This is a genomic window from Streptomyces sp. HPF1205 (assembly GCF_020400825.1).
Taxonomy (GTDB): Bacteria; Actinomycetota; Actinomycetes; order Streptomycetales; family Streptomycetaceae; genus Actinacidiphila.
In genome coordinates, this window is the sequence record NZ_JAINVH010000010.1 from 91,502 (window position 1) to 106,769 (window position 15,268).

A 15,268-nucleotide genomic window follows, 5' to 3' on the forward strand; every position below is an offset into this window, starting at 1 on the left:
CGGGTGCTCGGCGCACGGCCCCTTCGAACCCGGGGTGGCGTGATTGTTGCCGTACCCGCACATTCCCCCCGTCCCGTCCCGAACCGCCGTACCAACGGCGAACAGGGGTGCGCACGAAGAGGCTTGACGGCGACTCAGTCCGGTCCGCGGCGCTTCAGCGGCCGTACGGCCGGGCCGTGCAGGACTTCGCCGTCCACGCCGAACCGCGAGCCGTGGCAGGGGCATTCCCACACCCGCTCGGCGTCGTTGAAGGCGACCAGGCACCCCAGGTGGGTGCAGCGTGCGGACACCACGTGCGCGGCGCCGTCCTCGTCGCGGTAGACGGCGTACGTGCCGCCGCCGGTGCGCACCACCGCGCCGGTGCCGGGGGCGACGGCGGAGAGGTCGTCGTGGCGGGCGGCGCGCAGCCGGTCCCCGACGAAGTGGGCCGCGACCTCGGCCTGCTGCGCCAGCAGCGTCGGCGCCTCCTTGAGCAGCGGCAGCAGGCGGCGCGGGTCGTACAGTCCCGCCCAGCGCGGCGGACGGCCGGCGATGAGCTCGCTGATCAGCCGGCCGGCCATCACCCCGCCGGTCATGCCCCAGCCGCCGAAGCCGGTGGCGACATAGGTGTGGCGGGCGCCGGGGTGCAGCGGGCCGACGAGGGCGACCTTGTCGGTCGGGTCGTTGTCCTGCGCGGCCCAGCGGTAGGCGGTCTCCTCCACCGGGAAGTGCTCGTGCATCCAGGCGTCCAGGGTGCGGAAGCGCTCGGCGGCGCTCCCGGTGCCGGGGGTGAAGTCCTCGCCGGTCACGATGAGCAGCCGCCGCCCGTCCGGCAGCGGGGCGGTGCGCACCGAGCGCTTGCCGTCGCCCTCGGTGATGTACATCCCCCGCGGGTCCGCGGCCGCGTCGACGGGGCCTGCGACGACGAGTTCGCGGCGCGGCTTGAGTCGGGCGAACAGCAGGGCGCGGTCGAAGACCGGGTAGTGGGTGGCGACCACGATGTCGCGGGCGGTGACGGTCGCGCCGGACTCGGTGCCGAGCCTCCCCGGCTCGCCCTCGCGCAGCGAGGTGACGCGGGTGCGCTCGTGGACGGTGCCGCCGCGCGCCAGGAGGTCCTGGGCCAGGCCCAGCATGTAGGCCAGGGGATGGAACTGCGCCTGCCCCTCCACCCGCACCGCGCCCGCGACCTGGAACGGCAGCCCGGTCCGGTCCGTGTAGCGCGCGTCCAGCCCGGCCTCCCGCGCGGCCCTGGCCTCCGCCTCCAGCTTCGGCCGCTGTGCCGGGTCGCGCGAGTACGTGACGGCGGGCAGCCGTTCCAGGTCGCAGTTCAGGCCCAGTTCGCCGACGGTGGCGGCGATCCGCTCCAGCGCGTCGGTCTGGGAGGCGGCGTACAGCGCGGCCGCCTCCGCTCCGTGCCTGCTGCGCAGCCGGTCGTAGATCAGGGTGTGCTGCGCGGTCACCTTGGCCGTGGTGTGGCCGCTGACCCCGGAGGCGATGCGGTCGGCCTCCAGCACCACGACGGACCGCCCGGCGCGGGCCGCCTCCCACGCGGTGCTCAGCCCCGCGATGCCGCCGCCGATCACGGCGACGTCCACGCTCAGGTCGTCGGTGAGCGGCGCGAAGCGCGTCCAGTCGGTGCCGTGCGTCCAGTACGACTCGCCCGTGCCGGGCAGGTCCAGGTCGTTCGCCATGCCTGAGCGGTTTCCCGCGGCGGGCGCGAGCACGCAAGGAGGCGCCGTATTCGCCTCGAATGGCCGCCCCGGGCCCCGCCCCCGGGCCCCGCTCAGTGGTCCGACTCGCCGGTCCTGCGGCGGCGCCGGATGTGCCACACGATCAGGGCGATCACGACGACACCGGCCACCGTGGCCGCGACGGCGGTGCCGGCGACGTGCTCGATCCGCTTGTAGGCGGTGCCGGCGAAGTAGCCGAGCAGGGTGAAGCCGACGCCCCACACGAGGCCGCCGAGCGCGTTGAAGGCCAGGAACACCCGGTAGGGCATGCGGGAGATCCCGGCCAGCGCGGGCATCAGGGCGCGGAAGAAGGCGATGAACCTGCCGAGGAACACCGCGACCGGTCCGCGCCGCCGGATGAGGTCCTGGGCCTTCCCGATGCGTTCGCGGTGGCTGCGCAGCCCCTTGGCATCCAGGATCCGGGGCCCGAGGCGACGGCCGACCTCGTAGCCGACCGAGTCGCCGAGCACGGCGGCGAACACCACGACGGCGCACAGCCAGTACACCGAGACCCGGCCCTGGTTGGCGATCACCCCGCCGAGGACGACGGCGGTCTCGCCGGGCAGCACGAAGCCGAAGAACAGGGCGTCCTCGCAGAAGACGAGTCCTCCGACGACGGCGTAGACCATCAGTCCCGAGCCGCTCGCCAGCCAGTCGGTGATGCCGTGCACGGCCTTCGCCGGCCTCTCACCTCAGGCCGCGGCGGCCCGGCGGCCGTACCCGGCCGCGCAGCCGCAGCCACCCGTACACCAGGTCGGCCGCGAAGACCGCGCAGCCGACGGCCAGCAGCCAGGTCAGGCCGTCGGCCACCGCACCGATCAGGCCGAGCACGAACGCCACGATGATCAGGAACAGGAAGAAGCTCATCGTCGCGCCTCCTTCCGGCGTCTGCGGTCCGACCGGTGCGGTCGCAACGGCGGCGACGGGGCTGTCACCGGCGGGCGAGCCGGCGCACCCCGTCCGCTCCGGACGTGTACGCCAGGCCGTAGTACTGGAAGATCGCCTCCTCGTCCTCGGCCGGGAGGACGTCGTCCGTCCCGATCGAGGGGGCCGACTTCACCAGCGATTTGGCATACGGCACGCGTACCTGGTCCGGACCAGCGGTCGCCTCGTCCACCGGCACGAAGACCAGCCGGCGGCGGGTGGGGGCCCCGGTGCGGACCGTGGCCATCGAGGGCTGGTCCGTGCCGGTGTCCACGTAGACCGCTTCCAGGACACCGATCCGGCGGCCGTTCTCGTCCACCACGGCGTGCTCGCGCCATTCACGCAGATCGGCGATCCGGACCATGCCGTCCTCCTCGCGTCGTCGGCGGTACGGGCGGTGTCCCTCGGTGTCCGCCTGCCCCCGTCACGGCCCCGTACACACCCGTCACGGCGCGCTCACCTCGGAGCGGTCGCCGCCCCACAGGGTGTGGAACACCCCGTCGCGGTCGGTGCGGCGGTAGGTGTGGGCGCCGAAGAAGTCGCGCTGGGCCTGGGTGAGCGCGGCCGGCAGGCGGTCGGCGCGCAGGGCGTCGTAGTAGGCCAGCGCGGCGGAGAAGCCGGGGACGGGGACGCCCTGGCGCACCGCCACGCTCACCACGTGCCGCCAGTCGTCCTGGGCGCCGCCGATCTCCTCGGCGAAGCCGGGGTCGGACAGCAGGCTCGGCAGGTCGGGGCGGCCCTGGTAGGCGGCCGTGATCCGGTCGAGGAACGCGGCCCTGATGATGCAGCCGCCGCGCCAGATGGCGGCGACGGCGCCCGGGTCGATGTCCCAGTCGTAGGTGTCGCTGCCGGTGCGGATCTGGTGGAAGCCCTGCGTGTAGGAAACGATCTTGGAGGCGTACAGGGCCTGCTCGACCTGGTCGGCGAAGGCGGCGGCGTGCTCCTCGGGCAGTGGCGCGCCGTGCGGGCCCGGCAGGTCGCGGGAGGCGGCGCGCAGGTCGGCGTGGCCGGACAGCGCGCGGGCGAAGACGGCCTCGGCGATCCCGGAGACGGGCACCCCCAGGTCGAGGGCGATCTGCACGGTCCACCGCCCGGTGCCCTTCTGCTCCGCCCGGTCCGCGACGACGTCGACGAAGGGCCGGCCGGTGGCCCGGTCGGTGTGCGCCAGCACCTCGGCGGTGATCTCGATCAGGTACGAGTCGAGCCGGCCGGTGTTCCAGGCGCGGAAGATCTCCGCGATCCGCCGCGGCTCGTACCCGGTCACCGCCCGCAGCAGGTGGTACGCCTCGGCGATCAACTGCATGTCGGCGTACTCGATGCCGTTGTGCACCATCTTCACGAAGTGGCCGGCGCCGTCCGGGCCGACGTGGGTGGTGCAGGGGGCGCCGTCGTCGGCCTTGGCGGCGATCCGCTCCAGCATCGGGCCGAGCGACCGGTAGGACTCGGCGGAGCCGCCGGGCATGATCGAGGGGCCGTTGAGGGCGCCCTCCTCGCCGCCCGAGATGCCGGTGCCGACGAAGTGCAGGCCCTTCTCGCGCAGCTCGCGCTCGCGGCGGCGGGTGTCCTCGAAGTGGGCGTTGCCGCCGTCGATGATCACGTCGCCCGGTTCCAGGAGCGGCGCGAACTCGTCGATCACCGCGTCGGTGGGGCCGCCCGCCTTGACCATGATCATCAGTCGTCTGGGGCGTTCGAGGGCGGCGACGAACTCCCGCGCGCTCGTCGTCGGCACGAAGTCGCCCTCGTCGCCGTGCTCCTCGACGAGCGCGGTGGTTCTGGCCGTGGTCCGGTTGTGCAGGGCGACGGTGAAGCCGTTGCGGGCGAAATTGCGGGCGAGGTTGCTGCCCATCACGGCCAGTCCGGTGACGCCTATGTCGGCGGCTTTGCTCATACCAGCATCGCTTCCCAGGTCCGGGGCCGGAGTCCGGCTGCCTCGTCCATTGTGCGCGCGGGCGGGCCGGGCGGCCTGTCGGGGCGGTGGGGGGACGACACCGGGCCGTGCGGCGCGGAACGGTGCGGGGTGCCGTGGCGGGGCGGGGCGGCGCGGGCCGGTGAGGTGCGGCGCGCTGCGGTGGCGGCGCGGGCCGATGGTCACACCGCCGCTGCCCCCGTACGGGTGACTTCGCCGCGCGCCGCCCGGCGTGGCGGCCGGTGGCGGCGGACGCCGGGGGACTCTGAGTGACCGACGGCGTCCTCTTAGGGTGCGGACGCCGCCGTGACGATCACTCATAGCTAAGGAGTACCTGTGAAGCTCATGCGCAAGGGCGCCGCGGTGGCGGCGCTGGCCGGCGGGCTGGTCCTGGCCGGCGGTGGGGTGGCCGCGGCCGACGCCGGCGCGGGCGGGGCCGCCATCGGGTCGCCGGGGTTCCTGTCGGGCAACGTCGTCCAGATCCCCATCGACATCCCCATCAACGCCTGCGGCAACTCCCTCAGCGTCATCGGACTGCTCAACCCGGCCTTCGGCAGCCACTGCGCCAACGTCAGCCTCCACCACCACGGCTGACGGCAGGCGCCCGGCCGCCGTGCTGGGGGGCGGATGGCGGCCGGGCGCGGCCCGGGGACGCGGGGGGGATGGGCGTCACCGGGCGGGGCTTCGGCCTGCCTCTCGGGCCAACAACCGGCCGGAGCCCGTACTCCCGCCGATCCCGGGCGGGAGCTTACGGTCGTCTGCCCCGGCCGCGGGCGCTCATGCCGGATCGGGCGCGGTTTTCCCGGCGGCGGGGACGCCCCGCGCCGGGGCCGTGGCACGCGTCTTCGCCCGACCGCCGGGAACGACGGCCTGACCTTCGGGAACGGCTGCCGGCCCGAGGGCGAGGCAGGCGGTGACGTGCTTGCCGAACGGGTCCCGGTGCGCCTCGAAGCTCTCGCACAGCGCGAGGACGACCTCCAGCCCGTGGTGCCCGATCCGGCCGGGTTCCGGTCCGCGCGGCTCCGGCATGGTGGGCTCGGTGTCCCACACGGTGATCTCCAGCAGCCGATCCCTCACCACCAGCCGGACCGCGCACAGCCCTGCCGCGTACTTCACCGCGTTGGTCACCAGTTCGCTGACCACGAGCTGGGCGTCCGCGGCCGCCTGCCGCGGCACCCGGACCCCGTGCTCGGCCGCGGCCTGTTCCAGGAAACCCGCGGTGAAGGCGCGCGAGGCCGCTATGGACGCGGTCTCACCGTCGAACACCATTCCGGCGCCGGCCCCCGCGACCGCTCCCGTGCGCGGGCCGGACAGCAATGTCGGGCCGCTGCCGGTGCTGGTCGTCATGGACACCCCTGTCCCCGCTGTTCTCCGGACATTCGCCGTGTACCCGTCCCGCTCCCGGCCACACCACCCCCGGTTTCCGGCGGCGCGCCACCCCGCGTCCCGGGGGACGGCGGACCGGGCGTCCCCGCGCGCCGAGCCGTCCGCGGGCCGGCCGCCGCGGTTATCGTCGGCCAATGCGAATGATGCAGAAGTGGACCGGTCACCCGATTCCCCTCGGAGCCGACTACGACGGTTCCGGCACGAACTTCGCGCTCTTCTCGGAGGTGGCCGAGAAGGTCGAGCTGTGCCTGATCGACGAATCGGGTGCCGAGGAGCGGGTGGCGCTGGAGGAGGTCGACGGCTTCATCTGGCACGCGTACCTGCCGGAGATCGGCCCCGGCCGGCGGTACGGATTCCGGGTGCACGGACCGTACGACCCGGCGCGCGGGCACCGCTGCAATCCCGCCAAGCTGCTGCTCGACCCGTACGCCAAGGCCGTCGAGGGCGAGGGCGACGGCCACCCGTCGCTGCTGGGCTACCGCACCGACGACCCCGGCCGCCCGGACGGCGGCGACAACCTCGCCCACGCGCTGCTGTCGGTCGTCGCCGACCCGGCGTTCGACTGGAGCGGTGAGCGGCGGCCGCGCCGGCCCTACCACGAGTCGGTGATGTACGAGGCGCACGTACGCGGGCTGACCCGGCGCCATCCCGCGGTGCCCGAGCATCTGCGCGGCACCTACGCCGGGCTGGCCCATCCGGCGGTGATCGAGCACCTGACCGGCATCGGGGTGACGGCGATCGAGCTGATGCCCGTGCACCAGTTCCTGCAGGACGGCCATCTGCTGGACCGGGGACTGCGCAACTACTGGGGCTACAACACCATCGGCTTCTTCGCGCCGCACAACGCCTACGCCGCCGCCGGCAGCCGCGGCGGGCAGGTCACCGAGTTCAAGGCGATGGTCAAGGCGCTGCACGAGGCGGACATCGAGGTCATCCTCGACGTGGTCTACAACCACACGGCCGAGGGCAGCGAGCTGGGCCCGACGCTGTCCTTCCGCGGCATCGACAACAGCTCGTACTACCGCCTGGTGGACGGCGACCCCGCGCACTACTTCGACACCACCGGCACCGGCAACTCGCTGCGGATGCGGCATCCGATGGTCCTTCAGCTGATCATGGACAGCCTGCGCTACTGGGTGACGGAGATGCACGTCGACGGGTTCCGGTTCGACCTCGCGGCCACCCTGGGACGGCAGTTCGACGAGGTGGACCGGCTCTCGGCGTTCTTCGATCTGGTGCAGCAGGACCCGGTGATCAGCAGGGTCAAGCTGATCGCCGAGCCGTGGGACGTCGGCGACGGCGGCTACCAGGTGGGCCGGTTCCCGCCGCTGTGGAGCGAGTGGAACGGCACGTACCGCGACTGCGTACGGGACTTCTGGCGCGGCCAGGACGGCACCCTGCCGGAGTTCGCCTCGCGCCTGACCGGCTCCGCCGACCTGTACGCGGGCGACCGCAGGAGGCCCAGGGCCGGCGTCAACTTCGTCACCGCCCACGACGGCTTCACGCTGCGCGACCTGGTCTCGTACAACGACAAGCACAACGAGGCCAACGGCGAGGACAACCGGGACGGCGAGAGCCACAACCGGTCGTGGAACTGCGGCGCGGAGGGCGAGACCCGCGACCCGGAGGTGCTGGCCCTGCGCGCCCGGCAGCAGCGCAACTTCCTGACCACGCTGCTGCTCTCGCAGGGCGTGCCGATGCTCTCGCACGGCGACGAGCTGGGCCGCACCCAGCACGGCAACAACAACGCCTACTGCCAGGACGACGAACTGTCCTGGGTCGACTGGGACCTCGGCCCGCAGCAGCGGGAACTGCTGGAGTTCACCCGCGGGCTGATCGCGCTGCGCCGGGACCACCCCGTGCTGCGGCGGCGCCGGTTCTTCCAGGGGCGGGCCGCCAACGGGGAGATCGGGGACATCACCTGGCTGCGGCCGGACGGCCGCGAGATGACCGAGGCCGACTGGGGGCGCCCGGACGCGCACACCATCGGGGTGCACCTGAACGGCGACGCGATCTCGGAACGGGACGCGCACGGGCAGCCGGTGCGCGACGACTCCTTCCTGATCCTGTTCAACGCCTACTGGGAGCCGGTGGCGTTCACCCTTCCGCCCGCGGACTACGGCGAGCGGTGGCGGGTCCTCGTCGACACCGCGGCCGCCACCCGCGACGACGACGCGGTCCACGGGCCGGGTGACACCGTCAAGGCGCAGGGGCGTTCGACGATCCTGCTGATCCGCGCCGGACGGGAGCGCTCCTGACGGATCGGCACAGGACGCGGCGGAGTCGGCGCCGCCCGCGGGGGTAGACGCCTGACGACCGTCCAAGGGAGACACGGCCATGCCCGACATCTCGGCTGATCCGGCGCACGCCGCCGCGGCACGCGCGGGTGGCGCACGCGACGCACGGGATGCGCACGACGCACGGGATGCGCACGACACACGGGACGCGGGCCGGGCGGAGGGCTCCGGCGGTGCTGCGGCGGGCTCCGCGCCCGGCGGGGACGGGCTGGACCGGGACGGCGACGCTGCTCCCCCGGACGGCGGCGCTGCCCCCTCCGGGGGCGCGGCGTCCCTGCCGGGGGCGCGTCGGGGCGGGCGTGGGGCGCAGCCGCCGCGGGGGGCGCGATCGTGGTTCGGCGTGGGTTTCGCGACCGGGCTGGGCGCGGTGCTGGCCTGGCTGCTGGTGCGGACGGTCCTGCGGCTCAGCGAGTTGCTGACCCTGCTGCTGCTCTCGGCGTTCATCGCGGTCAGCCTGGAGCCGGTGGTCGCCTGGCTGTGCCGGCGCGGGCTGCGCAGGGGCTGGTCGGTGGCGGCCGTGGTGGCCGCCTTCGCCGGGCTGCTTGCGGGTTTCGTGGCGCTGGTGATCCCGCCGGTCACCGCGGCCGTGACCGCCCTGACCGACGCGGTGCCGCGCTGGCGCAGCCAGTTGCACGACCACCACTCGACGCTGGGCCGGCTGGAGGACCGGTACCACCTGATCGAGAAGGCGCAGAGCGGGCTCGGCTCGGGCGGCGCGTCGAAGGTGGCCGGCGGGGTGCTCGGCGCCGGCCAGCTGGTGATCAGCGTCGTGACCTCGGCGGTGATCGTGATCACCGTGACCCTCTACATGATGGTGGCGCTGCCCACGATCAAACGGTTCTGCTACCGCTTCGTGCCCGGCACCCGCAGGGAGCGCGTGGTCGCCGTCTCCGAGACGATCCTCACGCGGGTCGGCCGCTTCATGCTGGGCAACATCGTGACCTCGGCCATCGCCGGGCTGGCCACCTTCGTGTGGTGCGAGGTGGTCGGCGTGCCGTATCCGGCGGCCATGGGCTTGTTCGTCGCCCTGATGGACATGGTGCCCATCGTGGGTTCCACCGTGGGCGGCGTGGTGGTGAGCCTGGCCGCGCTGTCGGTCTCGCTGCCGGTCGCCATAGCGACCGCCGTGTTCTACATCGGCTTCCGGCTGGCCGAGGACTACCTGATCATGCCCCGGGCGATGAAGTTCGCGGTCGACGTGCACCCGGTCGTGACAGTGGTCGCGGTGCTCGCGGGCGGTTCGCTGCTCGGTGTCGTCGGCGGCCTCGTGGCGATCCCGGTGGCGGTCGCGCTCGGCATCGTGCTCGACGAGTTCGTCTTCCCGCGGACCGACGCCTCCTGACACCTGCCGGCCTGACGGTGACCCCCGGCGGCGCTTTTCGCGAGGTCACGCGGACACGTAACCGGCCACGCCGCTTCCGGAAATGCGGAATTCACACGGCGTCCAGTTTCGACTGCTCCCATCGCGGCTAACCCGCTGGTCAAGAGGGTTCCGTCAATTCCCGCCCGGCGGGACGTCCGATGGGTTGCGCGTTCATGAGCGAACTCCGTGTGCTGTCGATCTACGAAGGCTTCTTCTCCGGTGGGGCCCGAATTCTGCACAGCGATGTCGTGCTCGGCCTTCATGGCGGTGTTCAGCGGCATTCCGTGCTGAGCGTGCAGGGGGACGTACTGCGTGAGGCGACGCGGCAGCGGATGGAGGACGACGCCTGTTACCGGTCGCTGACCGGCGCCGGGGTGCCGGTCTCCGCGCTGCGGCGGGGGCTGGGCGCGGGGACTTGCGACGGCTTCACCGCCGCCGAGGTGGCGGCGACGGCCCGGGCGGCGGCCCGGGCCGACGTGATCCTGTCGCTCAAGGAGCAACCGCTGGCGCTGCTGAACCAGGCGGGGCTGCCGTACCGGCCGGTGGTGGTGTGCCTGCACCGGTCCGACCCGCTGAACCAGGGCGCGGCGCTGGACGCCATGCTCGCCGGGATCGCCGCGGGCCGGGTCAGGGCGTGCGTGTGCTGCGCGGAGTCCACCCGTGCGGCCTACGCGGCCGCGGGCGTGCCCGAGGACCTGCTGCACGTCATCCCCAACGGCGTGGACCTGCTGCGCTTTCGCCCCGACCCGGTCGCGCGCGCCCTGGTCCGGGCGCGGCTCGGCATTCCGGCCGGCGCTCCGGTCGTGGTCTTCGCCGCGCGCTACGCCGCCATGAAGAACGTCCCGCTCCTGCTGCGCTCGGCCCGCGCGTACCTCCGGCGCGACCCCGGCGCCCACGTCCTGATGTGCGGGGCCGGGATGACACCCGCCAACGCCGACCTGCGCGCGGACATCACGGCGGCGTTCGGCGACCAGCCGTGGCTCGCCGAGCGCGTCGCCCTCCTCGGCGTGCGGTCCGACATGGAGGCCGTGTACGCGGCCGCCGACGTGGTCTCCCTCACCTCGGACTCGGGCGAGGCCGCGCCGCTGTGCCTGATCGAGGGCATGATGTGCGCAGCGGTGCCGGTGACCACGGACGTCGGCGACAGCGCGGCCCTCGTGGCCGGCCGCGGCTTCGTCACCGCGGCCGACCCCGACGACATCGCCGCCGCCTGGGCCGAGGCCGCCGGGAGCGCCGCGCGGCTGCGTCCGCTGCTGGAGACCGCCCGCGAACGCTTCAGCCGCACGCGCATGATCGCCGCGTACGGATCACTGATCGAACGCGTCCACTCCGGCCTCCCCCTGGCCGCCCTCCCCGAGCCGCTCTAGCCCTGGCCGTCGGCGCTCTCCCGGCCTTCCGCGCCCTCCTGGAGCCCGTAGAGCTCCCGGTAGGAGGGGAAGGTTCCGCCCGGTCCCGAGACGCCCCGTGCCGACAGGACCGCGCGGACCACGGCCCGGGTGAGCGCGTCCGCGCCCGCCGCCAGGATCCCGTCGAGCGCGCCGGCCGCCGCTTGCGCGCCGAACACGGGGCCGGCCGGTGGCGGCCGGTCCGCGGGGACGAGCGGCCGGTCGCCGGTCGCCATGGCGAAGACGGTGTCGCCGTCGGAGAGCAGGTGGACCGGGCGGACGGCACGGGCCAGCCCGTCGTGGCCGGCGCCGGCGAGCCTGTGCGCCTGGGCGCGGGTGAGCTCGGCGTCGGTGGCGACCACGGCGAGGGTGGTGCCGAAGGGTGGCGGCTGCGCGGCGGACAGCCGCTCCCGCGCGCGGGCGACGGTGTCGGCGGGCAAGGGGGCACCGTCGACGCCGAGTTCCGCGGCCCATGCCCGGCGGGCGCCCCACAGCGCGCCGGTGTCCGGATCCACGACCGAGCCCACCGCGTTGACCACCGCCAGGGCCGCCACCGTCGTGCCGGAGGCCAGCCGCACCGCGGCCGTGCCGACCCCGCCCTTGAGTCCGCCGGCCACCGCCCCCGTACCGGCGCCGACGCAGCCCTGCGCCACGGGGGCGCCCGGCTCACCGGCGGCCGCGGCCTCGACCGCCGCCCGGCCCATACCGCGGTCGGGCCGGGCCGACCACTCGCCGCCCCGGCCGAGATCGAACAGCACTGCCGCGGGCACCACCGGCACCACCCGTCCGGGGCCGACAGGGAAGCCGCGCCCCCGCTCCTCCAGCCACTCGGCCACCCCGGAGGCGCTGTCGAGGCCGAAGGCGCTGCCGCCGGTGAGGACGACGGCCTCGATCCGCTGCACCAGGTTCCGCGGGTCGAGCGCGTCGGTCTCGCGGGTGCCGGGGCCGCCGCCGCGTACGTCCACGGCCGTGACCACGCCTCCCTCCGGGGCCAGAACCACGGTGACGCCGGTCAGCCAGCCGCCGCCGGTCCGCTGGGCGTGGCCGACCCGCAGCCCGCGGACATCGGTGAGGGCGTCGCGCGGCCCCGTCGCGGGGGTGCTCACGGGCACCCGCGCGCCGCGGCGGGACGGCGGCCGGGCCCGCCGGTCCGCGCCACCGCCTCGGGTGAGTCGTACGCCTCCATCGCCCCTCCGCCCTCCGTCGGCCGCCGCTGTGTCACTTCCCCTTCAGGATCACCCGCTCGGGCCGGCCGCGGAACCCGGGCCGCGGCGGCTGAGGCACGCGCATGCGCGTCCCGCATGCCACGCATGCGGGACATTCGCTGGTGGAATGATCGTCTCCGCTCCTAGCCTGAGGCCCGCGGCGACGCCGTTCCGGCGCGCGGCCACGCCGTCCCGGCGCCCGGGGTCCCCTCGCGCCGGGGCCCGGGAAACAAGGAGGCAGAACCATGGTGGTCTTCGACAATCCCGCGGGGGTTCCCGCGCCGCCGCCGGGGCGCTATTCGCATGTGGCCAGGATCGACCTCGGGGAGCGGACGATGCTCGTCCTGTCGGGGCAGGTGGCGGTGGACGCGGACGGCGAACTCGTCGGCGAGGGGGACATGGCCGCCCAGACCGCGTATGTGATGGACACCATCGGCACCATTCTCGCGGCCCACGGTGCCGGCTTCGGCGACGTCGTGAACGTCCGCACCTACCTGACGGACATGTCGCGGCTCGCGGAGTACGGGCAGGCGCGGCGGAATCGGTTCGGGGACACACCGCCGACGAGCACGACAGTGGAGGTCTCCCGCCTGTTCGTCCCGGGCGCGCTGCTGGAGGTCGAGGTCACCGCCGTGGTGTGAGGCCCCGCCGCCCGTCGCCGCGGGGCGGGTTGGGGCGGCTCGGCGCCCTCGGCCCGTATCCCGCCGACGGCGCCTCGGCCGGGTGGCTGTGGGTGACCAGGCGGTTTCCGGTTGTCCACAGGCGGGCTGACGCGGCCTCGGCCGCAAGGGCTAATGTGGCGGTACGGCACGGTCATCGGGCCGTCGCCATGGGGAGGACCGGACAACAGGCGTTCGGACGGGCGAGGGGCAGGGGGGCTCATGCGCAGAACAGGTGCGGTCGCCGCCGCGGTGTCGCTGGCGGCGGCGTCGCTGATCGGGTTCACGGCGGCGCGCCCGGCGAGCGCGCTGACCCCGCCGGTGGCGATGACGGCGGACGACCTGCCGACCTGGCAGACGAACGGCGTGGTGTGGGCGCTGGCCCAGGCCGACGGTGTCGTGTACGCGGGCGGCACGTTCTCCACGGTCCGCCCGCCGGGGGCCGCGGCGGGCACGAGCGAGCAGAAGGCACTGAACTTCCAGGCGTTCAACGCCGCCACGGGAGCACCCACCTCGTGCAAGCTGTCCTTCACGGTCGGCACGGGTACCGCCACGGTGCGCGCCCTCGCGGTGTCCCCGGACAAGTCGACGCTGTACGCGGGCGGGACCTTCGGCGCGGTGAACGGGGTGGCGGTCAGCAACATCGCGGCGATCAGCCTCCCGGGCTGCACGGTCAAGGCGGGCTTCAAGGTCGCGGTGTCCGCCCAGGTCCGGGGAATCACGGCGACCGCCGGCACGGTGTACTTCGGCGGCAACTTCACCACGGTGGCCGGGAAGGCCCGGGCGCACTTCGCGGCCGTGAGCACGACCGGCGCCCTCCAGCCGTTCACCGCCAACGCCGACAAGGCGGGCAAGGCCGTGGTGGTGAGCCCGAGCGGCACCGAAGTCGTCATCGGCGGCGACTTCGACACGGTCAACGGGGCCGCTTCGCACGCCCTGGCGGTGGTGGACGCGAAGACCGGCGCGAACATCAGGACGTATCCCGGTTTCATCCAGGCCACGTCGACCGTTCAGCACCTGACGGAGGACCCCACCGGGTTCTACACCGCGAACGAGGGCACCGGCGGCGGGGTGTTCGACGGCCGTATCGCGGTCGACTTCGCCACCCTGAAGCAGCGGTGGCGGGACACCTGCCTGGGTGCCACTCAGTCGGTCGAGGTCTACAAAGGGGTGCTCTACAGCGCCTCGCACGCCCACGACTGCTCCAGCATGGGGCAGTTCCCGCAGATGAACGACCGTCAGCACCTGCTCGCCGAGTCGGTGGACGACCCCAAGCCGCTGCTGGGCTGGTTCCCCGACACCGACGACGGGCCGGTCGGCACCGAGCGGATCGGGCCGCGCGCGCTGGCCTTCGCCTCCGCCGGCGGGGTGGACTACCTGTGGGTGGGCGGGGAGTTCACCCGGATAGCCAGCAACGGCAACCGTCCGCAGCAGGGCCTGGTCCGCTTCGCGAGCACACCGGACACCCGGGCGCCCTCGGTGCCGCAGAGCACGGCCGCCGCCGCTGTCACGGGCGGGGTGAAGGTGAGCTGGCAGGCGAGCCTGGACCTGGACGACTCGGCGCTGACGTACCGGGTCTACCGCGACGGCAACCCGGTCGGCACGGTGACGGGCGACTCGAAGTTCTGGCTGCGGCCGACGCTGTCGTTCACCGACACGACGGCGGATTCCGGTACGACGTACGCCTACCAGGTGACTGCCGCGGACTCGGTCGGCAACACCAGCGCGAAGTCGGCCGTGGCGAGCGTGACCACGCCGGGCACGCCGACCTCCGCGACCGTGACCGTGACCGACTCGGCGGACAGCTACGTCAACGCCTCGGCCGCGTCGGCGAACTACGGAGCGGACCAGCAGCTCGCGGTGCGCGGCAGTTCGGCGTACGAGACCTATCTGCGGTTCGCCCTGCCGACAGCGCCCAGCGGGATGGTGCTCAAGAGCGCCCAGCTGACCGTGCGCACCAGTTCCGACCCGGTAGCGGGGTCCACCGACACCCTGCATGTGCAGGCGGTCACCGGAGCCTGGAGCGAGACGGGGGTGACGTGGGCGGACAAGCCCGCTCTGGACACGGAGGTGCTGGGGTCGATCACCGCGCCGTCCGTGCTGCAGACCGACTACTCGGCCGCGCTGACCACGTCGGCGGTCCAGGCGCGCCTGGGCGGGACACTCGACCTCGCGCTGACCTCGCCGGGAACCGACTCCGCCTGGTTCTGGTCGCGGAACGCGCCCGGCACCTCGGGGCACCCGCAGTTGACGCTGACCTTCGGCCGGGCGTGAGGGGCCGGTCATGAGGACGACGACAGTCGCGGGGCGCCCGGGCCGTGCCGCCGGGCCGCGGGCGGAGGCGGCTCGCGGCTCTGGGCGGCGGCCCCGGGCGGGCGCGCAGGCGAAGGCGGACCGCACCGCCGAGGCGCATGGCCGAGGACGGCGGGGCGCT

The 15,268-nt window shown here is 74.0% G+C and carries 13 protein-coding genes; 6 read left to right on the plus strand and 7 right to left on the minus strand.

Going from position 1 to position 15,268, the window contains the following annotated elements; genetic code table 11:
- Nucleotides 1-134 precede the first annotated feature (134 nt).
- The 5 genes from K7G61_RS13935 to gndA all read right to left on the minus strand — a co-directional run bounded on the left by K7G61_RS13935 (nt 135) and on the right by gndA (nt 4,521).
- Nucleotides 135-1,670, minus strand: a complete 1,536-nt coding sequence (locus tag K7G61_RS13935) for an FAD-dependent oxidoreductase (protein ID WP_225847105.1) — start codon at nt 1,668-1,670, stop codon at nt 135-137.
- Nucleotides 1,671-1,762: 92 nt separating this feature from the next.
- Entirely contained in the window at nt 1,763-2,380 is a 618-nt protein-coding gene (locus K7G61_RS13940) for a DedA family protein (protein WP_225847106.1), read from the minus strand.
- Nucleotides 2,381-2,396: 16 nt separating this feature from the next.
- Nucleotides 2,397-2,576 carry a hypothetical protein gene (locus K7G61_RS13945; RefSeq protein ID WP_225847107.1) on the minus strand — a complete coding sequence of 60 codons (180 nt, stop codon included), beginning with the start codon at nt 2,574-2,576 and terminating at the stop codon, nt 2,397-2,399.
- Between the two features lie 64 nt (nt 2,577-2,640).
- Entirely contained in the window at nt 2,641-2,997 is a 357-nt protein-coding gene (locus K7G61_RS13950) for a PRC-barrel domain-containing protein (protein ID WP_225847108.1), read from the minus strand.
- Between the two features lie 81 nt (nt 2,998-3,078).
- Nucleotides 3,079-4,521: an NADP-dependent phosphogluconate dehydrogenase gene (gene gndA, locus K7G61_RS13955; RefSeq protein WP_225847109.1), complete on the minus strand. Its 1,443-nt coding sequence runs from the start codon at nt 4,519-4,521 to the stop codon at nt 3,079-3,081.
- Nucleotides 4,522-4,884: 363 nt separating this feature from the next.
- On the opposite strand from gndA, the gene K7G61_RS13960 reads away from it, so the two are divergent.
- Nucleotides 4,885-5,133 carry a chaplin gene (locus K7G61_RS13960; RefSeq protein WP_225847220.1) on the plus strand — a complete coding sequence of 83 codons (249 nt, stop codon included), beginning with the start codon at nt 4,885-4,887 and terminating at the stop codon, nt 5,131-5,133.
- A gap of 183 nt (nt 5,134-5,316) precedes the next feature.
- Here the strand turns inward: K7G61_RS13960 and K7G61_RS13965 are convergent, their stop codons facing one another.
- A complete protein-coding gene (locus K7G61_RS13965; RefSeq protein WP_225847110.1) occupies nt 5,317-5,886 on the minus strand; it encodes an ATP-binding protein in 570 nt (189 codons plus the stop codon).
- 182 nt (nt 5,887-6,068) lie between these two features.
- Here K7G61_RS13965 and glgX point away from each other — a divergent pair, with 182 nt between their 5' ends.
- The 3 genes from glgX (at nt 6,069) to K7G61_RS13980 (ending at nt 10,952) form a co-directional block, all read left to right on the plus strand.
- Nucleotides 6,069-8,183 carry a glycogen debranching protein GlgX gene (gene glgX / locus K7G61_RS13970; RefSeq protein WP_225847221.1) on the plus strand — a complete coding sequence of 705 codons (2,115 nt, stop codon included), beginning with the start codon at nt 6,069-6,071 and terminating at the stop codon, nt 8,181-8,183.
- A 379-nt stretch (nt 8,184-8,562) separates the two neighbouring features.
- A complete protein-coding gene (locus tag K7G61_RS13975) occupies nt 8,563-9,564 on the plus strand; it encodes an AI-2E family transporter (RefSeq protein WP_225847111.1) in 1,002 nt (333 codons plus the stop codon).
- A 194-nt stretch (nt 9,565-9,758) separates the two neighbouring features.
- Complete coding sequence (locus K7G61_RS13980) at nt 9,759-10,952, plus strand: glycosyltransferase (RefSeq protein WP_263984342.1); 1,194 nt, start codon at nt 9,759-9,761, stop codon at nt 10,950-10,952.
- Here the strand turns inward: K7G61_RS13980 and K7G61_RS13985 are convergent.
- A complete protein-coding gene (locus tag K7G61_RS13985) occupies nt 10,949-12,076 on the minus strand; it encodes a P1 family peptidase (protein ID WP_225847112.1) in 1,128 nt (375 codons plus the stop codon). The genes K7G61_RS13980 and K7G61_RS13985 overlap by 4 nt on opposite strands.
- Before the next feature lie 344 nt (nt 12,077-12,420).
- Here K7G61_RS13985 and K7G61_RS13990 point away from each other — a divergent pair, with 344 nt between their 5' ends.
- The gene (locus K7G61_RS13990) at nt 12,421-12,816 is read left to right on the plus strand and encodes a RidA family protein (RefSeq protein WP_225847113.1); all 396 of its coding nucleotides are present in this window, start codon (nt 12,421-12,423) and stop codon (nt 12,814-12,816) included.
- Between the two features lie 240 nt (nt 12,817-13,056).
- The gene (locus K7G61_RS13995; RefSeq protein WP_225847114.1) at nt 13,057-15,108 is read left to right on the plus strand and encodes a DNRLRE domain-containing protein; all 2,052 of its coding nucleotides are present in this window, start codon (nt 13,057-13,059) and stop codon (nt 15,106-15,108) included.
- Nucleotides 15,109-15,268: the final 160 nt, after the last annotated feature.